This window comes from Pseudomonas versuta, assembly GCF_001294575.1.
GTDB lineage: Bacteria > Pseudomonadota > Gammaproteobacteria > Pseudomonadales > Pseudomonadaceae > Aquipseudomonas > Aquipseudomonas versuta.
In genome coordinates this window covers 1,826,850-1,848,419 of sequence record NZ_CP012676.1, presented here as the reverse complement: position 1 = coordinate 1,848,419, position 21,570 = coordinate 1,826,850, and the positions used below count along the sequence as shown (strand labels likewise).

The 21,570-nt window shown below is 56.6% G+C and carries 12 protein-coding genes and 2 pseudogenes; 13 read left to right on the top strand and 1 reads right to left on the bottom strand.

Translation table 11 applies throughout. The features are described from left to right. The first annotated feature begins 127 nt into the window (after positions 1-127). Both AOC04_RS08270 and AOC04_RS08265 read left to right on the top strand, forming a co-directional pair. The gene (locus tag AOC04_RS08270) at positions 128-769 is read left to right on the top strand and encodes a TetR/AcrR family transcriptional regulator (RefSeq protein WP_060692307.1); all 642 of its coding nucleotides are present in this window, start codon (positions 128-130) and stop codon (positions 767-769) included. A gap of 94 nt (positions 770-863) precedes the next feature. Further along, the gene (locus AOC04_RS08265; protein WP_010656597.1) at positions 864-1,364 is read left to right on the top strand and encodes a GNAT family N-acetyltransferase; all 501 of its coding nucleotides are present in this window, start codon (positions 864-866) and stop codon (positions 1,362-1,364) included. Positions 1,365-1,397: 33 nt separating this feature from the next. Here AOC04_RS08265 and AOC04_RS08260 read toward each other — a convergent pair whose 3' ends face one another. Then, positions 1,398-1,844, bottom strand: a complete 447-nt coding sequence (locus AOC04_RS08260) for a winged helix-turn-helix transcriptional regulator (protein ID WP_060692306.1) — start codon at positions 1,842-1,844, stop codon at positions 1,398-1,400. A gap of 176 nt (positions 1,845-2,020) precedes the next feature. Between AOC04_RS08260 and AOC04_RS08255 the strand changes: the two genes are divergently transcribed. The 11 genes and pseudogenes from AOC04_RS08255 to AOC04_RS08215 all read left to right on the top strand — a co-directional run bounded on the left by AOC04_RS08255 (position 2,021) and on the right by AOC04_RS08215 (position 21,527). Next, positions 2,021-3,226: an MFS transporter gene (locus AOC04_RS08255; protein WP_171970576.1), complete on the top strand. Its 1,206-nt coding sequence runs from the start codon at positions 2,021-2,023 to the stop codon at positions 3,224-3,226. Between the two features lie 239 nt (positions 3,227-3,465). Beyond that, the gene (locus AOC04_RS08250) at positions 3,466-3,885 is read left to right on the top strand and encodes a hypothetical protein (protein WP_060692302.1); all 420 of its coding nucleotides are present in this window, start codon (positions 3,466-3,468) and stop codon (positions 3,883-3,885) included. After that, a pseudogene (locus tag AOC04_RS23400) lies at positions 3,882-4,073 on the top strand (GntR family transcriptional regulator); the annotation flags it as partial. The gene AOC04_RS08250 and the pseudogene AOC04_RS23400, both read left to right, overlap by 4 nt. 1 nt (position 4,074) lies before the next feature. After that, positions 4,075-4,583 (top strand): annotated as a pseudogene (locus tag AOC04_RS08245) (helix-turn-helix domain-containing protein); the annotation flags it as partial. A 420-nt stretch (positions 4,584-5,003) separates the two neighbouring features. Next, positions 5,004-6,287 (top strand): hypothetical protein, encoded by a 1,284-nt coding sequence (locus AOC04_RS08240; RefSeq protein ID WP_073514894.1) that lies wholly within the window; start codon positions 5,004-5,006, stop codon positions 6,285-6,287. Between the two features lie 163 nt (positions 6,288-6,450). Beyond that, positions 6,451-7,434, top strand: coding sequence for a hypothetical protein (locus AOC04_RS08235; protein ID WP_060692300.1), 984 nt, complete (start codon positions 6,451-6,453; stop codon positions 7,432-7,434). Between the two features lie 470 nt (positions 7,435-7,904). Next, entirely contained in the window at positions 7,905-8,066 is a 162-nt protein-coding gene (locus AOC04_RS23765) for a hypothetical protein (RefSeq protein WP_157883476.1), read from the top strand. A 63-nt stretch (positions 8,067-8,129) separates the two neighbouring features. Beyond that, positions 8,130-9,347: a YcaO-like family protein gene (locus tag AOC04_RS08230; RefSeq protein WP_060692299.1), complete on the top strand. Its 1,218-nt coding sequence runs from the start codon at positions 8,130-8,132 to the stop codon at positions 9,345-9,347. Positions 9,348-9,450: 103 nt separating this feature from the next. Beyond that, positions 9,451-10,704, top strand: a complete 1,254-nt coding sequence (locus AOC04_RS08225; protein ID WP_073509364.1) for a trans-sulfuration enzyme family protein — start codon at positions 9,451-9,453, stop codon at positions 10,702-10,704. Between the two features lie 305 nt (positions 10,705-11,009). Continuing rightward, positions 11,010-16,073, top strand: coding sequence for an RHS repeat domain-containing protein (locus AOC04_RS08220; RefSeq protein ID WP_060692296.1), 5,064 nt, complete (start codon positions 11,010-11,012; stop codon positions 16,071-16,073). 390 nt (positions 16,074-16,463) lie between these two features. Next, positions 16,464-21,527 (top strand): RHS repeat domain-containing protein, encoded by a 5,064-nt coding sequence (locus AOC04_RS08215; RefSeq protein ID WP_060692294.1) that lies wholly within the window; start codon positions 16,464-16,466, stop codon positions 21,525-21,527. Positions 21,528-21,570 lie beyond the last annotated feature (43 nt).

Sequence of the window (21,570 nt, the reverse complement as noted above, 5' to 3'; positions counted from 1 at the left end):
AAGGCGCGCTGGCTCACATGAAACGGGCTCCTGAATCAGAAACTTAATTAGTTGCATGACTATAAACTAATTTGCGAAATACTGGCAAGACAGCTACAAGACTGTCACCACCGTTCAAGGATCCGTCATGACAGCGTCACAACCACCCGCTACCCGAGGCCGTCCCCGCACCATCACCCGGGAACGTATTGTCGAAGCAGGCATCGAGATCGGCTTGCCGAGCATTACCTTTGTCGGCGTTGCTGCCGCATTGGGGGTCAGTCATATGGCGCTCTACAAGCACGTTGCCAACCTGGAAGCCCTCAAAAGCATGGTCGCAGAGGAGATCTTTACCCGCTGGCAGTTCCCCCGGGCCGACGCTGAGCGGCGTAGCGGCTTGAAGGAATACATGATTGTGTTTGCCACCTCGGTGCGGGTGTTCGTCAAGGCCCACCCCGGGCTGACGCCTTACGTCATCCGCAGGCTGGCCGCGACACAACCGATGCTCGCCAAGATCGAAGAGCATCAGAGCCATATCGCTCAGGTCTATGGCATTTCAAAGCAACACGCGCGCTGGTTGCTGGCGACGGTGGCCTTCCACGGTATTGCCGTGGCCGACACCGTGTACTCGGTTACCGGCCGGGGGGCCGAAGAGGCTGAACGTGCAGCGGAAGAAGCCGAGATGGAGGCCGAGCTGGCCCAGGGCATGCACGCACTCATCGTCGGAGCGCTGGTTTTGCTTGAGCAAGACGCTCACGGTGATTGCCTGATCGCCCAGGCCCGGTCATAGGCCGGGTTCCAGGGCTTGCACGGTTTCTTTACCTGCTAGCCTGATGCGCAACACTACATAGCGCCCCGCCACTTCAACCCACAGGGATATCGGTATGAGCGGACATGACACCGGTGTAAGCAGAGCCGACATCGCCGATATGCACGGCATTCTCGAACTTCAGGCCGCCAATCAGACAGCACGGGGCGGAGCACTGGCGGCAAGTCTGTCAGCGGAGCGCCTGGCAAAAATGATGCAGGACATGCCACTGATCGTTGCCCGCCGTGACGGGCGCGTCACCGGCTTCCTGTTAACCTCCTCCCGGGAGGTGAACGCGGACATCCCCGTTGTAAAGGCTATGTTCAACGCCTATCACGGCACGCCCGATGCCTATGTATATGGTCCGGTCTGTGTCGGGGAAGAGGAACGCGGCAAGGGCCTGGCGCAAATAATGTTCGCTGAACTGCGGCGCCTTGAACCCGGGCGCGAGGGGATTCTTTTCATCCGCAATGACAACCAGCCGTCGCTGCGGGCGCATTTGAAAATGGGCATGAAAAAAGTCGCCTCATTCGAGTTCAACGGTTTTGAGTACGCGGTTTTTTCTTATATCGGCTAGGCGCGGTACAGGTCACCCGCCAGCCGCCATGACTCACACAACTTTATTGACCCGGGCTTGTTCAGGCGCGATCGCCCGTCCATCTGCTGCCAGGGGCTGCATCAAAGGCAAGGGCTGCCCGGTGGCCGTGTCCACCAGTTGCGAGTGCTCTTCGTGCGGTCCGAACAGGTAGCGCTCGCCCCATTGCCTTAACGCCACCACCACCGGGAACAGGCTTTGACCTTGCGGGGTAAGCACGTATTCCTGATACGAGGTGCCGTCAGAAGCCGGTTGTACTTGAAAAATACCAGCCTCTACCAGGCTCTTGAGCCGGTTCGCCAAAACGCTGCGCGCCACCCCCAGGCCCTGCTGGAAATCACCAAAGCGACGCACGCCGTCAAATGCGTCACGCACAATCAACAACGCCCAGCGATCTGCGATTACCTCCACAGAACGGGCCACCGGGCACGTGGGGGCCGGGCGCATCTGATGCTTGGTCATATAGGTTGCTCCATACAGTTTCGGGTCTTCTCTGTGCAACAAGTTTCATTTTAAGACTAGTTGCCCTAGAATCAAACAAGTCTTTATTTGAAACTACATTGAACGGAGATCCGCTCTTGGCCCTTGATCAAGTTCCCCGGCCCGATCCAGCAGCGCTCGAGACCACCGGCAAGCGCATGCCGGGGGCGCTGGTCCGGTTATTTGCCTGTGCCAGCGGGCTAAGCGTGGCCAATGTTTACTATGCACAACCGCTGCTGGATCAACTGGCCACCGACTTTGCGATCAGTCATGCCAGGGTCGGTGGCGTGATCACTGCAACGCAAATCGGCAGCGTGCTGGCATTGCTGCTGATCGTGCCACTGGGCGATCAGCTGGATCGCCGCCGCTTGATGCTGGCCCAACTGGCGGTACTGATCGCAGGCCTGGTGTGCGTCGGCCTTACCCGCTCCCCGGCAGTGATGTTCTGCGCCATGCTGGCCATCGGTTTGCTGGGCACTGCCATGACCCAGGGTTTGATTGCCTATGCCGCCACCGCCTGCTTGCCGCAGGAACGGGGCCGGGTGGTGGGGTCCGTTCAGGGCGGGGTTGTCATCGGTCTGTTGCTCTCCCGTCTGGCCGCCGGGCTGATCTCTGACCTGGCCGGGTGGCGCTGGGTTTACCTGGGGTCATCGCTGGCAATGTTGGCACTGGGCGTGATTCTGTGGCGGGTTCTTCCCGCGCAGCGGCCAAGGGCGCTGACGATGTCTTACCCCGGGCTGGTGCGGTCGATGTTTACCCTGCTCATTCAGGACCGGGTACTGCAGATCCGCGGCGTCATCGCCTTGTTGATATTTGCCGTACTGAGCATTTTCTGGAGCGCGCTGGTGTTTCTCCTGATCAGCCCGCCTTACGGTTATTCACACACGACTATTGGCACCTTTGGCCTGGTCGGCGTGGTGGGCGCACTCGCTGCCGCGCGGGCCGGAGCCTGGGCCGACAAAGGGCTGGGCCAGTGGACCAGCGGCCTGTCACTGGGGCTGTTAATCCTGGCCTGGCTGGCACTGTGGTTCACCCGCAGCTCGATGGTGTGGCTGATAGTCGGCGTTGTGCTTCTGGATCTTAGTGCGCAGGCCATTCATGTCACCAATCAAAGCATGATTTTCAGTGCGCACCCCGACTCCCATAGCCGGGTAGTGGGCTGCTACATGCTGTTTTACGCAACAGGCAGCGGACTGGGGGCGCTCGCATCAACCTCGGTGTATGCCACGTCCGGCTGGTCGGGCGTATGCCTGCTGGGCGCCGCAGTCAGTGTGCTGGCCCTGGGATTCTGGGCCGGCACACTGCGACAAATGCCTGACTCGCCGGCATGTGTTGCGGGTAAATCGGCCACCTCCTCCCACTGAGCCCACAGCTCCGGCGCTTGCGCCAATACGCCCCCCGGCATCACGGTCACAGCGATCAGGCTGTGTGACAGACACCGCACAAACATGGCTGCAAGGCCCACCCAGAGTGGTCGAGGGGTTATCAGCGGTTCAACATGCCACTGTTGTTTCTTGAAATATTCTTGCCGGATGCCTGTCGACCAATCCGCGTATCTTGCGGTTTGCTGCCTGTCACTTACCAACCAGTGAGCCCTGCGCATATGGACAATCAACACCCAGTGCAATACCTCAATACCGATCTGGAACTCATTGCCACGACCGATCTGGCTTCACTCGCACAAGCCTTGGCCCCTTCGCACATCAAGGCTGCGTCAATCTGCTGTTTGCATGTGGGCGACATGGATCCTCTTGGCTATCACGCCAGGTTTGAAGCTTTTGGCCCCGAGGGAAATTACGACACCCCGGAACAAAGTATCAATGCCTTGCTCAGTGCCATCGAGCAGCTTGACCCGCCATTACACGCCCTGTGGCAGGCATGCTCCACAAAGACCCTGGACATCGGTTATCGCAGTGCGATTGCACCCGGCACGCTTTCTAATCAGCTATCCCTACGGACCTTGGCCCGAATGCAGGTTTTGGGCATTGATCTATCAATCACCCTGTACCCGGTGGACGAATGAAAGGCTCAATGCTGCATCTGCGCGACGCTATCGTCGCCGGGCATTTCGATGAACATGAACCGATTCGCCAGGACGATATTGCCCGCCCGTTCAACGTCAGCAAAATCCCGGTACGAGAAGCCCTCAAGCGTCTCGAAGCCGAAGGCCTGGTGATATTCCAGCGCAATCGCGGAGCGATGGTCACACGCAATGGTCTTCTCCCGGCGTTTCGGGCCGCAGTACACCGAGCAGGACCGCCGGGTGCTGGCCAGTGGCCGAGAGTTGACCGACCATGCCTGACCCATAAGCTGGCCCTGCGCGACACGTAGAACCTGATTGTTGGCCTGGCGGGCATATCCCGTGATCTGCAATTGCCGCAATCTAGCCATCCGGCCTTTCAGAAACTGGCGGCAGTGGATGCACATATACGTAAACATTTATCCAGCCCCCTGAGCCTGGCTGAATTGACTGCGATTGCCGGTGTTTCGGTGGCGCAACTGGAGCGTAATTGCAAACGGGTGTTCCAGCTCAAATCACGGCAGATGATTCACAAAGTGCGACTTGAAGAATCGTCGCGGCTACTGCTGCACACCGACCTGCCCATCACTGAAATTGCCTTGCGTTGCGGCTATACGGACCACAGCGCGTTCAGTCGCCAGTTCCGCGCCCTGACCAGCCTAGCGCCCAACAAGTATCGAGATAGCCGCCGCGCACTGTGACGCCATGGGACGTCTATGGGTGTCACTCTGACCTGAGGCTTTTCATCTATCGATGTCGAAATTTATTTCATGCCTTGCAGCAGCGATGACGTTCGCTCATGCAACTTCACTCACCGATTGTTGGTCCCGTTCAGGCTAAAAAACGCAACGCCGTCCATGTGCCCCCCTTCAGAGCCTCAACTCATCGAGAGGATTCAGACCCTCTTTTAGTGCGAGGCATACACTGCTCTTTTACATGTAAACACACGACTTACATTCCCTGCACATTGTTACCTCGACACATGACGCTTATGTTAAAGCGGCATCAGACAACATCTGATCCCAGAGAGGACTGGTCACTCTCTAACCCGTGCGGATAAAAAGCGCTGCACGCTTATTAGAAACTAATCTCTGCAACTTTTCTCGTATTAAAGGGCGCCCATGAACACAGTAAATCTAACATTGCCCCAGGCTTCCAACTGGAAGCAGTTGGCCTATTTCAGGGTTTTCGTTGAAAACGATGCTCATTTGCAAAATGCCCGCTACCCTATTCTCAACAACAAACGCCAACAGATACTTGTCACCGTTCGCCTGGCGGCCAAGGATGCATCCGGCAATCCTGCCATCATCCCTCAAAGCGACCTCGCCAATATTCGGCTGATCGACTACAACACGTCGGCTCTTATTGATTTCACCAATAACTTTAGCGGCGAGTGGACCAGCTCACGGCTTCATCAAGGTTATACTTGGGATCGCGGCTTTCTTGATTCAATCAGAACGCTGAAACTGGAACAGCCCGCGTTGTTCAGCGACAATCAGCACCGCGCTGACATCGCCGAACCATTGGAAGTAAACCTGCCTCTCCAGGTTCAAGATCAACTTGAACGTCAAGGTTCTGACAGTCTGACCCTCTATAACACAGAGACCACAGCTGAATGCCCCAACGGTTATCAGTGCATACAGTTTTATGTGTCAACCGGTGCACGCGCACCGCGTCGTCTGGCAGCCCGTATCATCAACGGTGACGGTACAACGTTCCGTACAAATTACCCTGAAGTCGGTGACGACACGGGCCAAGGTGACCGGCTGGGGAAATTCAACTCTTCGTTTGAAGTGGAGCCTATTAGTTTTCCACATCTGCCGAACGAAAATTTTGGTGACCGCAAACCTGATGGCACCGGCTACCTTAAACACACACCCGTGTCATCAAATAGGTTCGACAAGCAAAATTATCACGCCACTGAAAATCATCTTAATATTCGTATGCCCAGCGGGCGCAAGGTTCCTATTAAGTCGGTAGTCCACCCCATTGAGCTCCATCCAATCCTAGGGGCGAATACTATCTGGGGCCATGGTAAAAGCGGCCAATCAAGAATAAGCCATACGTACATGGGATATCCAGGTGAAACGCACACGCGACAGTCTCAGCCGCCTAACTATTATAGCTGGTCAGATAGTTTTTGGCCGTTCTCCGATCTTCTGACAATAGCCTTTCCAAATTATCAGACACGCATTGCTAACCCTCGCGCCGGCGAGGTGGTCATTGGGCATTTCACCAGCAGTGTAAACGTTTATTTTTACATGTACCGTAACGCTAATCCGGGAAGTCAAATTCATGCCAAACTGTCGATGCCACTTAGTGTCATCGACATCTACGGCACTCAGCATAATTTTACGCTTTCGTTAAGTGGCGATTATAGCAACCTGATACTCAACAAAGTTTAAGCGTGCCCGGAGCATCCTTCTTTAAAGCCCTCACCTCACGTACATGACTTTGCTCCATACCTTTAGAGAGTCAACTACAACAGCCTTAAACACCTGTTCTGGAGAGCAAGTGTTTTTATTAACTATGCTCCGTTAATACGGGGCCTTGTCAGGAATTAAAATCATGACTAAAGCATCAGATCCATACTGGTACATCAACGACATGGAGGTGCACACCGACACGACACCTCATATTTATGCCAATGGTCTGCAACAAGTGAAGATTACCCTGGGCGTCAAGGCGCTCGACGGTCGCGGCACTGAAGTTGGCCTAACCCAAAACGAAAAGAATAATCTACGGCTTGTGATGTACCGCAATGCCAATCAAGTCCTTCCCTTCGATGAATTTGATTCGCTCGGCTGGTCTGCTTCCTATCAGTACAAGGGTTATGAATATTTCCCGACGACTAATCTCAAGGCTTCGATCGGGCCAAAGGCCGGCTTTGAATACTTTGAATTTTATGTGGCGTGTGAATCTTTAGGTGCAGCCGGACAGACTATTGGTCTGGCCTTTATGGTGAAGGGAGATAATGGCCGGCGTTTCTGCTCCAATGGCTCGAGCTGGTACGAGGACGGCACCCCGGATCGAGGGACCAGCCATGATAAACCGGATGCCAATATTACGGTGCATCGCCCACCCCGCTATTCACAGGATAATTTTATCCTCTCGGAGTTTTTTGATCTGCCTGCCACGCAACTCCACGCAGGGATTTTTAATCGCCGCTGCACCTTGACGCTTCAGACTGGTGTGAGCCAGACCGTTGCGCTCAAGAGCATGAGTTTGATGCCCAAGGGCATGATCATGTGGGAGAGCAACCTGCCCGATGATCAATTGTGCAGTTTTGTCGGCTATGTCGAGCCGGGCAAGACCCAGATTCAGTGGAACCCTGCGCTCCCGCAAAGTGTGATCCCTTTACCGACCCTACCGGCCGCCATTCGGGACAAGGGTAGCCTGGTGCTGTGTGGTCGGGTCGACCTCAAGCAAGCACAGGGCGGCTTTCGTGGCCCATGCGCTATGAGCCTGGTGGATGTCTATGGCAATCAACATGATTTGTCACTGCGTTTTGATCCCAAGGACCGTGAGCGTCTGGAGTTGACGCTGGCCTGAGGAAACACTGAAAAGCCCCTATTTTCAGTGATGGGGCTTTTCAGCGCCTTTCCATGATTCGCGAATAAGCAATAGCTATCTGACCGATCCAACTGAGCGCACCCCGGGCCCATTGCACATTCTGCCTGCTAAGCAGTGGTGACGTGTATTGCGGCGCTAACCCTTAATGCGAGTGGCTCGCCAAAATACAGGCTCTTGCGGCCCCCTTGCTCCAAATCGATCAGCAAGTGCCCGCCACGCATCTCCCAAGGTTTGCCGGCATTCTCAGCATCGGTAAAGGATGTCTGGTATGAGCGCGGCCCAACTGTCGTGCCCGGGCCAGACCGTTATTCGACCTAAGCCGGTGGCTTTTATGAGCCTGCCTTAAATTAAACAGCGTCCAAACTAATAGGAGCAATCCTGGAATTAGGAATTTTCCTAGGTACACCCCTGACTACCCGCACTAATCTCTTATTGCACTGAATAAACAAGTGCACACTAAAAACCAATATGAAAAGGATATTTCCATGGGTATGTTTTGCTGCATGTATATTAATGAATTCAACGTTGAACCCTCCACTGACGAAGAGCGAGATGTCGTCAAGCTAGAAGAAGACTTCACACCAGAAGAAGCTGCGGTACTGGCTGAGTAACAAACATAAGATGAGGCGAATTATTCGCCTCATTTTTTTGGTTTATATGGAAGCTTCTTGCCTATGAAAACAATTGCCCCGGAACGTACGCTGTCATTGCAAGATGCAGAAAGTGCGATCGATCAGCATTTTTTGAGCGAAGGAATACATTTAACCCTTTGTCGTTACGGTAGCCCGCTGTCAAGCACTGTTGCGACACTTGACCTCCCCTATGACAGTACCGGCAAGGAATGTGTCGGTTGCGGCAAAGGGTATGAAGCAGAAGCGCGCGTCGGCGCAAAATATGAAGCTTATGAGCACTATATGGGGCCACTGCGCCTGCGCACCTTTAGTGCACTGCAAAGTTTCGCCTCAGTTATTACTCAACCGGCCTTGCAGAGCACACTGCCGATGCAACTGCTTCGCCATTCAAGCGCCTCACAGATAGCGGTACTGAACTTTGAAGCGGATGAAGCATCAGGTGGGGTTGAACTGCTCTACCCGTCATTCCTGATCAATCATCAATATGCCAATGAACCCATTCCCGGAGATGATACTGACTATGGGGCGGCGCGCCGGTATTCCTGCGGCACGGGTGTGGCAGCAGGGTTCGGGTTTACGGAAGCGGCAATACATGCTGCCAGTGAAGTGATTGAACGCCATGGCATCGGGCGTTTTATCGCACAGCATTTCTTTTACGACTCAAAAGAACCCATCAGAAAAATCATTCTTGAATCAATGCCAGATCACCTATTACAAACCCTGCGCGATGCAGAAGTTACCATTGGTGCCAGCATTGAGGTATTCAATGCCACTAGCCAAATCCCCTATCCCGTTTTTATTGCCTATTGTCCGGACAAGGCGATTGCCGATGTCCATGTGATTGGCGGCGGCTGCTCATTGTATCCAAGCCATGCCGCAGCACGTGCGATCAAGGAATTGGTGCAACAATATAAAGTAGCCGAAGGTATTGAACACGTCACACAAGAGTGGACAAAATCAACGGATAATCTGGCACAACAGCCCAGGCTGCTACGGTGTTTACGCATGGCGTTTGACACCCACCAGCGCGCTAAAATGACGCTTTGCTCCCTGCCTCAAGATCCAGAAAGAATGCCACTGCATCAACACTTGTTCCATTTAAAAACTGCATGCTTTAAGGCAGGCCACCCCCTCTGGACAAAAGAACTGCATACCAGCGCTAACCAGGTCAGCCTGGCCTGTGCCGTCATGCCAAAAATGGAAAGATTCTCTATCGTTTCGCTCGGTGGCAAAGTTGTGCCCTGCTACACATACGAATAAACAGTGCAGCACTCATGAGTATCACGCCAAGCATTGCCACAAGCCATGACCGAACTGCCGGCGACGTACTTGTCTCTCATTATTTTTCGGAACCCGGCCCTTCATGAGTCCAACAGAAAACAAAAGCTCACGTGATCGTGATTATTTTCTTTCCTCTCCTCTAGGCGCCGCTACCAAGGCCATCCACTTAGGACAACATGAGGCTGGACTGGGTCAGTTTCCAGTTCCGGCCCTCGTTTGCAATTCTGCAGTACTGCTGAATTCGATTGAAGAAGGCAGAGAAATGCAGGGCAATACAGAGATGGAAAATTTTGCATACCAGCGTTACGCCAACCCTACGGTTTCAATTTTAGAAGCGAAATTCCGCGCCCTTGAACACTGCACCTATAGTTTGGCAGTCAATAGCGGAATGACAGCCTGCCTGCTGGTTTTTCGTGCGCTATTGAAAGCAGGCGATCATATCATTGTGCCCCACAGTATATTTTATGAAGTCATTGACCAGCTCAATTATGAAGCCAGCCAACGTGGCATAGAAATATCGATTATCGACGAATACGCAGCCGTCGCATTTGAGGCTGCCATTCGGCCGAATACGAAAATGATTTTTATTGAAGCGCCCACCAATCCGGCTTTTTTGGACATCAACATCCCGAGCCTGGTAAAGCTTTGCGCTAAAAAAAATATTATTCTTGTTGTCGACAATACTTTCCTGACGCCTGTCTGCCAAAAACCACTGTCATTGGGGGCTGCCGTAACTTTATATTCCATTACCAAACACATCAATGGTCATGGCGACGTAATGGGCGGCATGGTCAGCACCAATGACCCGACTCTATTCAAGGCGTTGAAATACCATAGGGAAAGTGCAGGCCTTATATTGGACCCGTTTTCGGCATGGCTCACCATAAGGGGCTTGAGAACACTGCCATTGAGGTTAAAAAAGCATACCGATAATGCACATGCTGTCATTGCAATGATACGTGAAGAGTTCCCTCAGCTAGAATGGCGCGCAGTATGGTCGACTAAAAGTGCGCAGGCCAACGGAATTGTTTCATCCCTGCACACCGGCCTCATTGCCATTGTGTTTCCTTCTCAGCAAGCGGGCACAACCTTTGTTCGTCATTTGCAACTGATACGCACAGGTACAACGTTTGGCAATATAGAGTCCTTATGCTATCACTACGGAAGTTTTACCCGAGAAGGCAGTACAGATCTGGAAAAGATGGGTGTGCCGTACGGTTTGGTTCGAATCTCTGTAGGCTTGGAAGACAGTGAAGATATTAATACAGACATCAGACGTGCACTGCGCCTTACCGCACAAATCACAACGTCCACAGCAACTGAATTAACCCCTTAGGGTGGCGCTAAAGTGCCCACTGATTTTTTGATACTCCAGCCATCTGGAGCTCAAAACTCGGTGGCCTGCCAGCAATCATCTTCCTTGAGGTTTTCTTAATTCAATATTTTTCTTCAATAGCCCCTTTCTCCGTGATTTTACGCATCACCGACGCCCCCTCCCATAATCAAAAGCCACTTTCGCATCATCCACAATTGTGACAGCGTTTTTTGTCGCCACGCCTCTTACAGTTTTTACTCATTGTTAGCCTCAAGTCAGTGACTCTATTTTGCGATCTCTTTCTAGCTAGCCAAGGAGTCACCATCATGATCGAGCCTTCTGGCAACACCCCCGCAATCCAATCCGCCGCCAGCCTGCTCAGCAGCGGCGACGTCTATTCCGGTGCCTACAACTTCATGAGCAGCGTCAGTGCCGGGGTTGATCCGCGCACCGGTTCGTTCTCGGCCTCGATCAGCCTGCCCACCGGCGCCGCCAACGACCTGCGCGGGCCCATCAGCCAGCTGCGCCTGGGTTACAGCCCTTTGATGACTGAAGACCAGGGTTTTGGCCTGGGCTGGGGGCTCGGCACCACCTCGTGGGACGGTGCCAGTCAGCAACTTCAGCTGAACTCCGGCGAGCGTTTTCGCGGTGAAATTGTCGGCCAGGGCATGCGTTTTCCCGATGTGCGCTTGCCGGTGGTAACAGTCACGGTGCAGCGCCAGGAGATGTGGGTCCGCCACAACGAAGGCACCTCTGAACGCCTGACGCCGTTGGCCGGGCACCCGAGCCTGTGGGTGGTCAGCACCCTGGTGGGGGCCGATGGCAGTGCCCTGAGTTTTGACTGGCGCTCGATTGGCAACGCCGCCTACTTGCAAAAGATCAGCGATGCCCAGGGTCGAACTGTGGTGGCGCTTTCCTACGAAGGTTTGCAAACCCATCTGACCCTGCAGCCGGATACCCCCTCGCAGATGGTGATGACTTTTCAGCGTATCTCCGGGCAGTTGCGCCGGGTGACAGTGGACGGGCTTCCCGACAATGGTTGGCAGTTCGACTACAGCACTGCGAGCTCGGGGTTGTTGCTGTTGAGCAAATGCACCCAGCCCACCGGTAGCACCGAGGAAGTGACCTACAGCGAGGCCAACGGCCTGAACCTGCCTGCAGGTGCGCCCTTTGCACGGATGCCGGTGGTCAGCCAGACCCGCAAGGACCCGGGCGATGGCCAGCCGGTGCAGCTGGTTCGTTATGACTATGGCCTTTATGGTTCCAACAATTACTTCGGCTGGCCGGCGGTGCGCCAGTGGCGCAACCGTGAGGACAATCTCTATCACCTGACAGGGGGTGGCGATTTCCTTTATGGCTCTACCGAAACCCTGATGGATGCCCGGGGCACGCCGCTGCAAACCATCAGCCGTACCTTTAACCGTTTTCATTTACTGACCCGCGAGCGCACCCTTCAGGGGCAAACCCTGCAGGAAACCGAGACCACCTATTACGACGAACCCTGGCTGCCGATTGCCCGGCAACTGCCTTATTTCCAGTTCCCGCACAAGGTGATTACCCGCAAGGCGCAGCTGGACGGGCAGCGGGTTTTGCGTGAATTGAGTACTGAGGAAGAGACCCGTTACGACGACTTGGGCAACCCGATTTGGCACCGCAATTCCCTGGGCGCGGTTGAGGTGTCCGAGTACTACCCGGTCAGTGGTGAGACCGATAACTGTCCGGCTGATCCGTTGGGCAGGATTACCCGTCTGAAAAGTCGCACAGTGAGTCCACCGCCCGGCACCGAAGGCCCGGTGAAGCAGACTCAATATCGCTATCAATCATTGCCAGTACGTCAGGATGCACCGGCGTTTGCGCTGCCGACTTTTATTCAGAGCAGTGAAGAACGTTTACTACAGGTGGAAGGTGAAAAGCGTACCGAGCTGGGTCGTTCCAGCCAGACCTTTATCGTCGATCCAGCCTCGCCCCATCACGGGCGCATGCTCAGTGAAATGCAGACCGTACAGGGTAAAAGCACCACCCGTTCCTACAGCTATCAGCTCAACCAAGCCCGCAATGCCCGCTCGCTTGAGCATGCGGTGCTGCAGGAAAACGTCACCGTCACCGGCCACGACGGGCATGAATCCAGCTCCCAATCCTCGCAGGATATTTACTCGGGCCTGATGGTGACCGAGCAGACCGATGAACAGATGCGCATCGCCTTTGCCCACGATGTATTGGGCCGGGTGGTGCAGGAAGTTGCCGCCCCGGATTCGGCGTTCGAGGCCGAGGTCAACTGGACCTATTCCTTGTCAGCAAGCGAGCGTTGCCAGAGCCGAATAGGCGCTTCGGGGCGTAAGGAAACCGTCTGGCTGGATGGTATGGGCCGGGAAATTCGTCGAGAAAAACAGACCGACAGCGGTGAGACTTATACCGCCTGGACTGGCGAATATGACGTGTTGGGCCGGGTATTTCGGGAGACCAGCTACGACCCCGGTAACGAAGACACTCCGGCCCTGAGCCTGAGCACCGAACGTACCTTTGATGACTGGGGCAATGTGCTGACCGAAACCGGGGCAGACGGCGTCACCCAACACACTGTTGCCGACCCGGTAGCCCTGACCGGCACCCGCTGGCAGACCGACGCCAATGGCGTGGCCGGGCCCAAAACCGTGACCACCCATGGTCTTAATGGACAGCCTTTAAAAGAACAGGTGTTTTGCGCCGACGGCGTGCTGCAGCACGAACTGAGCTGGGCCTATGACGGGCTGGGCCGCTGTGTCAGCCAGTCCGACGCCATGGGCCGCGAGACCTTGCAAGAATGGGATGTGCGCGATCGGTTGGTGTCGACCACGCTGCCAGATGGCAGTGTGATCAAGCGCACCTACGCCGAAGGCCATGACGGTGAACTACCGGCTACGGTCTCGATCACTCACCCCTCTTTGGGCAGTAACGAAGTCGTCCTGGGCGAACGCAAATACGATGGCTTGGGCCGAATGCTGTGGGAAAAGGTCGGCCAGAGTGTGTCTGAATGGCAATACGCCGAAGGACAAATCCACGCCCATACCCAGACCTTGCCCGATGGCACCCAGGTGCAGACCGAGCGCCAGCCGGAACTGGGCGGGGCGCTGCTGTCGATGCAGGCGCCCGGCATCAGCGTGTTCAACAAATACGATCCGTTAAGTGGCCGTTTGCTGGAGTCGCAAGGCAATCTGGGGCTGCAAAAAGATCATTGGTCGCCGTCAGGCCAATTGATGAAGGCCGATTACGCCTGGCAAGGCGATCAACCGCGCTCGCAACAACAAACCACCACGCCATCGGGCAAGGTCACACGGCTGACCGATGCCGACGGCGCAGAGCAGCGCTGCCAATACGATGCCTTGGGGCGCTTGAGCGTGCAGCAGGGGCCTGATGTCACCATCAGCGTCACCTACGATGCGGCCTCGCGGATTCACCAACAGCGCACCCAGGCAAAAGATGGCTCGCGGGACATGACCGTGACCCTGGGCTACGACAGTCTCGGACGTCCGGCCCGTCGTGAAACCGCGACCCGTACGCCCACCCGACAGTCCCTTGAAATCCAGACCCAGCAGTGGCGCAAGGACGGCAAGCTGATCCAGCGCGAATTGACCCGTGACGGTGTTCTGGTACGTCGTGAAACCTTCGACTACGACATCCGTGGCCGCATGATTTCCCATCGCCTTACAGGCCCATCGCTTCCCGAAGACGCCCACGGCAAAACCTACCGCGAGCAGCACTTCGAATACGATGCGCTGGACAATGTGCGCCGTCTGGAAACGGTATTGGCCGACGCCAGCGCAAACAATGTCACCACATTTACCTACAACCCCTCTGACCTCACCCAGCTGATAAACATCAGCCACAGCCGAAGCGATTACCCGGCACCGGTCACCCTGGAGTACGACGCCCTCGGCAATCTCAAACGCGACGAGAAAGGTAATCCACTGCACTACGACGCCCTCGGCCGACTGATCGGGGTCACCCTGCCTACAGGCGAGCGTCGTTGGCACTACGGCCCCGGTGGCAACATCATCAAGACCGAGGATGCTCGCGGGCCGCGCTGGCGTTACCACACCGGCGGCCAGCTCAGCTGCGAGACGGGTGAAGACACTCAAACCCGCTGGGTGCGGGCCGGTGCGGTGCCGGTGGCTGAAAGTCGACTGGCTTCGGCAGTGCGTGAAGTCATGCTGCTGGGCACCGATGCCCAGGGCTCGGTCACCACTGAAGCCCAAGACGGGATCAACCACCCGGTCTATGGCGCCTATGGTTCAAGCGTGGCCGGGACCAGCCGTCTGGGCTATGCCGGGAGCCTGCGCGAGGACGTCACCGGCTGGTATTTCTTGGGCGACTACCGCATCTACAACCCGGCGCTGATGCGTTTTCACAGCCGTGACAGCCTCAGCCCCTTCGGTGAAGGCGGCCTCAATGGCTATGCCTACTGCGCCGGCGACCCGGTCAACCGCATCGACCCCTCGGGCCATTCGTGGCTGGACTGGTTGCTGCCAGCGGTGGGGATTGCGTTCGGGGTGATGGGCGCGGTGGCCTCATTCGGTGCCCTGGCGGCTCCGGCTGCGGCGTTGACCGCCAGTTACATCACCGCCGTGACCACCGCGACCTTAAGCGTGGTGTCACTGGCCGCAGACGTGGCCTCGATAGCCTTGCTGGCCACGGGCAATGAAAACGCGGGTCGGATTCTGGGTTTTGTGGGTATGGCCACAGGTCTGGCGTCGGCGGCGCCGTCAATCGCCGGGGCGGCTGCCAAGGGGGTGAAAAAAGTAGGCAAGTTTGTCGGTGGCTGGCAGCACAAGTTGCAGCATGCGGGGGGACTACCGGGGGGCGGGCGGGTATATAACTCCGCATCACTTAAGGACTTGGCTTTCAATAAGAGCGACCCTAGGGGTACGTGGCTTGAAACTCGCAATATGAACCCTTCAGGAGGCGCGCGTGACATTATGCGCTCTGCTGCAGAGCGGTACGCCATGGTCAGCGGGGAAACATCTACAGAAGTTAGACGTTTTTACAGTCGCAATCCGACTAAAGTCATTTTGCGACAGAATAATGTTCCATCAGCTACCGCTACCAATTTGGACGGTAGTGTCACAGTGCCTATCTTTCAGAATAATCCCGATTATGTTAATGAAGTCAGGCAGATAGCGATAGACCAACACCCATCCTATCCGGCAAGCATCCTGGGCGACTTAAATATAAATGTCGACTCTTTAAAGATAACCGCCCCCGATTTTACAGAGATGACATATGTTAGATCGCAACGCTGGGATTTGCCTGCCATGAGTGATTCTTATCAATATATGACCCACGATGGGTTATGGATGATTGACAGATCTAGGTGGCACGAAAGATTTAAGAGTTTCGTGAGTTGGCGCATATAGGGTAACGCTGAAGTCGCCACCGTTTTTTGATATTCCAGCCATTTGGAACTCAAAAAATCGGTGGCCCTTCACAATCAGACTTGTGCACTTCTTAATTAATCCTGAACTCATGAAACAAGTGCAATGCTTGAAGTGAGAGGCAGAGAGCCCGCGGGCGGCGGGGGTGACAATGCGTATGGGATGGGCGGTAATCTTGTCATCTGGTTGAACGTAAAAGCGGCTATTCAAGCGCTCATTCAGTCAAGCGCCGAACCACAGTCACATTCACACCCGCCACAAGTTTGATACCCTTTTTTGTCGCCACGCTTCCTACAGTCCTCACTCATTGTTCGCCTCAACTGGGCGGCTCTATTTTGCGACTCCTTTATAGCGCGATAAGGAGTCGCCATCATGATCGAACCTTCAGACCACACCCCTGACACCCGGTCCGCCGCCAGCCTGCTCAACAGCGGCGACGTCTATTCCGGTGCCTACAACTTCATGAGCAGCGTCAGTGCCGGGGTTGATCCGCGCACCGGTTCGTTCTCGGCCTCGATCAGCCTGCCCACCGGCGCCGCCAACGACCTGCGCGGGCCCATCAGCCAGCTGCGCCTGGGTTACAGCCCTTTGATGACTGAAGACCAGGGTTTTGGCCTGGGCTGGGGGCTCGGCACCACCTCGTGGGACGGTGCCAGTCAGCAACTTCAGCTGAACTCCGGCGAGCGTTTTCGCGGTGAAATTGTCGGCCAGGGCATGCGCTTTCCCGATGTGCGCTTGCCGGTGGTAACAGTCACGGTGCAGCGCCAGGAGATGTGGGTCCGCCACAACGACGGCACCTCTGAACGCCTGACGCCGTTGGCCGGGCACCCGAGCCTGTGGGTGGTCCGCACCCTGGTCGGCGCTGATGGTAGCGCCCTGAACTTTGACTGGCGCTCGATTGGCAACGCGGCTTATTTGCAGCACGTCAGCGATGCCCAAGGGCGAGTCGTTGTCGCGCTGGACTATGAAGGCCCGACCCGTCTGACCTTGCAACCGGGCACGCCCTCACAAGTGGTGATGACTTTTCTGCGTATCTCCGGGCAGTTGCGCCGGGTAACGGTGGACGGGTTGCCTGACAATGGCTGGCAGTTTGACTACAGCACTTCAACCTCGGGCCTGTTGCTGCTGAGCAAATGCACCCAGCCTACCGGCAGCACCGAGGAGGTGACCTACAGCGAAGCCAACGGTCTGACGTTGCCGCCGGGAGCGCCGTTCGCACGGATGCCGGTGGTCATCCAGACCCGCAAGGACCCGGGTGACGGCCAGCCGGTGCAATTGGTGGGTTATGACTATGGCCTGCATAGCAGCAACAATTATTTCGGCTGGCCGGCGGTGCGCCAGTGGCGCAACCGCGAGGACAACCTCTACCACCTGACCGGGGCCGGCGATTTTCTGTATGGCTCCACCGAGACCCTGATGGATGCCCGGGGCACGCCGCTGCAGACCATCAGCCGCACCTTTAACCGTTTCCACCTGCTGACCCGCGAACGCACGCTGCAGGGCCAGACGCTGCAGGAAACCCAGACCAGCTATTACGACGAGCCCTGGCTGCCGATTGCCCGGCAACTGCCGTATTTTCAGTTCCCGCACAAGGTCATCACCCGTAAGGCGCAACTGGACGGGCAGCGGGTGTTGCGAGAGCTGGTGACTGAAGAAGAGACCCGTTACGACGAGCTGGGCAATCCGATTTGGCACCGCAATGCATTGGGTGCGGTTGAAGAGTCCGCGTATTACCCGGTGACAGGCGAAGCTGAAAACTGCCCGGCCGATCCGCTGGGTCGAATCACCCGTCTGAAAAGTCGCACCGTCAGCCCGCCGCCCGGCACCGAAGGCCCGGTCAAGCAGACGCAGTATCGCTATCAATCATTGCCTGTACGTCAGGATGCGCCCGAGTTTGCACTGCCGACCTTTGTCCAGAGCAGCGAGGAGAAACTGTTGTTGGTGGAGGGCGAAAAACGTACCGAGCTGGGGCGCTCCAGTCAGACCTTTATCATTGACCCGGCCTCGCCCCACCACGGGTGCATGCTCAGTGAAATTCAGACCGTGCAGGGTAAAAGCACCACCCGTTCCTACAGTTATCAGCTCAACCAAGCGCGTGATGCCCGTTCTCTTCAACGTGCAGTGCTGCAGGAAAACGTCACCGTCACCGGGCACGACGGGCATGAATCCAGCACCCAGTCCTCACAGGATCTGTACTCGGGCCTGATGGTGACCGAGCAGACCGATGAACAGATGCACATCGCCTTTGCCCACGATGTATTGGGCCGCATGGTGCAGGAAGTTGCCGCCCCGGATTCGGCGTTCGCAGCCGAGGTCAACTGGACCTATTCCTTGTCAGCGAACGAGCGTTGCCAGACCCGAACCGGCGCTTCCGGGCGTAAGGAAACCGTCTGGCTTGACGGTATGGGTCGGGAAGTACGACGTGAGAAACAGTCCGACAGCGGTGAGACCTATACCGCCTGGACTGGCGAATATGACGTGTTGGGCCGGGTATTTCGGGAAACCGGCTATGACCCTGGTAACGAAGACACCCCGGCCCTGAGCCTGAGCACCGAACGCACCTTTGACGATTGGGGCAATGTGCTGACCGAAACCGGTGCTGACGGCGTCACCCAACACACTGTTGCCGACCCGGTAGCCCTGACCGGCTCCGGCTGGCAAACCGACGCCAATGGCGTGGCCGGGCCCAAAACCGTGACCACCCATACGCTGGATGGCAAGCCGCTGACCGAGCAGTTGTTTTGTGCGCAAGGGGAGCTGCAGCACACCCTGAGCTGGAGCTACGACGGGCTTGGACGTTGCATCAGCCAGCGCGATGCCATGGGCCGGGAAACCTTGCAGGAGTGGGATGTGCGCGATCGGCTGGTGTCGACCACGCTACCCGACGGCAGTGTGATCAAGCGCACCTACGCCGAAGGCCATGACGGTGAACTACCGGCTACGGTGTCGATCACCCATCCTTCGCTAGGTAGCAATGAAGTGCTGCTGGGCGAGCGCAAATACGATGGCCTGGGCCGTCTGGTGTGGGAAAAGGTCGGCCAGAGTATCTCTGAATGGCAATACGCCGAAGGGCAAATCCACGCCCATACTCAGACGCTTCCCGATGGCACCCAGGTGCAGACCGAGCGCCAGCCGGAACTGGGCGGCGCGCTGCTGTCACTAGAAGCCCCCGGTATCAGCGTGTTCAACACGTACGATCCTCTGAGTGGCCGGTTGCTGGAATCACAGGGCAATCTGGGGCTGCAAAAAGATCATTGGTCGCCGTCGGGTTTGCTGACCCAAGCCGATTACGCCTGGCAAGGCGATCAGCCGCGCTCGCAACAACAAACCACCACCCCTGCGGGCAAGCTCACGCGCCTGACCGATGCCGACGGCGCCGAGCAGCGCTGCCAGTACGATGCCTTGGGTCGCTTGAGCCAGCAGCAAGGTCCCGACGTCACGGTTACCGTCACCTACGATGCCGCGTCGCGCATTCACCAGCAGCGCACCCAATCAAAAGATGGCTCGCGGGACATGACCGTGACCCTGGGCTACGACAGCCTCGGTCGCCCGGCTCGGCGCACTACCGATACCCGCACCCCGACTGGGCAACAGGTAGAAGTGCAAACCCAACAGTGGCGCAAAGACGGCAAGCTGACCCAGCGCGAACTGACCCGTGACGGTGTTCTGATACGTCGTGAAACCTTCGACTACGACATACGTGGCCGCATGGTCGCCCAGCGGCTCGTGGGCGAGGAATTACCCGAAGACGCCCACGGCCAAACCTACCGCGAGCAGCACTTCGAATACGATGCGCTGGACAATGTGCGCCGTCTGGAAACCGTATTGGCCGACGGCAGCGCAAACAATGTCACCACTTTTACCTACAGCCCCTCTGACCTCACCCAGCTGATAAACATCAGCCACAGCCGAAGCGATTACCCGGCGCCGGTAACCCTGGAGTACGACGCCCTCGGCAATCTCAAACGCGACGAACGCGGTAATCCACTGCACTACGACGCCCTCGGCCGACTGATCGGGGTAACCCTGCCTACAGGCGAGCGTCGTTGGCACTACGGCCCCGGTGGCAACATCATCAAGACCGAGGATGCTCGCGGGCCGCGCTGGCGTTACCACACCGGCGGCCAGCTCAGCTGCGAGACGGGTGAAGACACTCAAACCCGCTGGGTCCGTGCCGGAAATGTGCCGGTAGCCGAAAGCCGGCTGGCGTCGGCAGTGCGTGAAGTCATGCTGCTGGGCACCGATGCCCAGGGCTCGGTCACCACTGAAGCCCAGGACGGGATCAACCACCCGGTCTATGGCGCCTATGGTTCAAGCGTGGCCGGGACCAGCCGACTGGGCTATGCCGGGAGCCTGCGCGAGGACGTCACCGGCTGGTATTTCCTGGGCGACTACCGCATCTACAACCCGGCGCTGATGCGTTTTCACAGCCGCGACAGCCTCAGCCCCTTCGGTGAAGGCGGTCTTAATGGCTACGCCTACTGCGCCGGCGACCCGGTCAATCGCATCGACCCGTCGGGCCATTCATGGCTGGACTGGTTGCTGCCAGCGGTAGGGATTGCGTTCGGGGTGATGGGCGCGGTGGCCTCATTCGGTGCCCTGGCGGCCCCCGCTGCGGCGTTGACCGCCAGTTACATCACCGCAGTGACCACCGCGACCTTAAGCGTGGTGTCACTGGCCGCAGACGTGGCCTCGATAGCCTTGCTGGCCACCGGCAATGAAAACGCGGGTCGGATTCTGGGTTTTGTCGGTATGGCCACAGGTCTGGCATCAGCGGCGCCGTCAATCGCCGGGGCGGCGGCCAAGGGGGTGAAAAAAGTAGGCAAGTTTGTCGGTGCCTGGCAGCACAAACTACAGAATGCCGGGGGGGTGCCGGGCAGAGGTCAGGCATTTTATGAGGGGATCAGACGAGAACCTCGACTGGATCAGATGGCTCGCCACGCGTTGCCAGTGAATGACTTGCAGCACGCTCGCCAGAACTTTCCGATGCCTGCACCCTTACTTAATCGACGCCTGAACGAAATGCCGGACGTGGTGATGCAAAATATTGTGCGCCAGCTACCCGGTTCGGACCTGGTCTCGCTGTCGCAAACATCCAGTGAAATGAGCCGCATGGTGCGTGGCAATACGCAACCTGTCTTTAACCAGTTGCCAACATTGCACCAGACACACCAGGAAGCAAACCGGGCCTATGTCAACTATGTACAACAGACGTGGCTGGGAAATACTAACGGTGTTTTACCGGAGCAAATTCCCCAGGCAGGTATCTCACCTGCCAGAACCACCTTTGTTGCGAACATAACAGACGGGTATGGATATGCGACTGTTGCAGACATACAGGCAGACAATGCCTACCGCAGTCTCATCCACTCCAGAAACACTCAGGCACAACTACGCGAGTGGGAAACAGCCCTGCGCTCGATACGACTGGATTAAAACTATATGCACTGCCCGCACTCACTCCCTTGAACAGGACTGA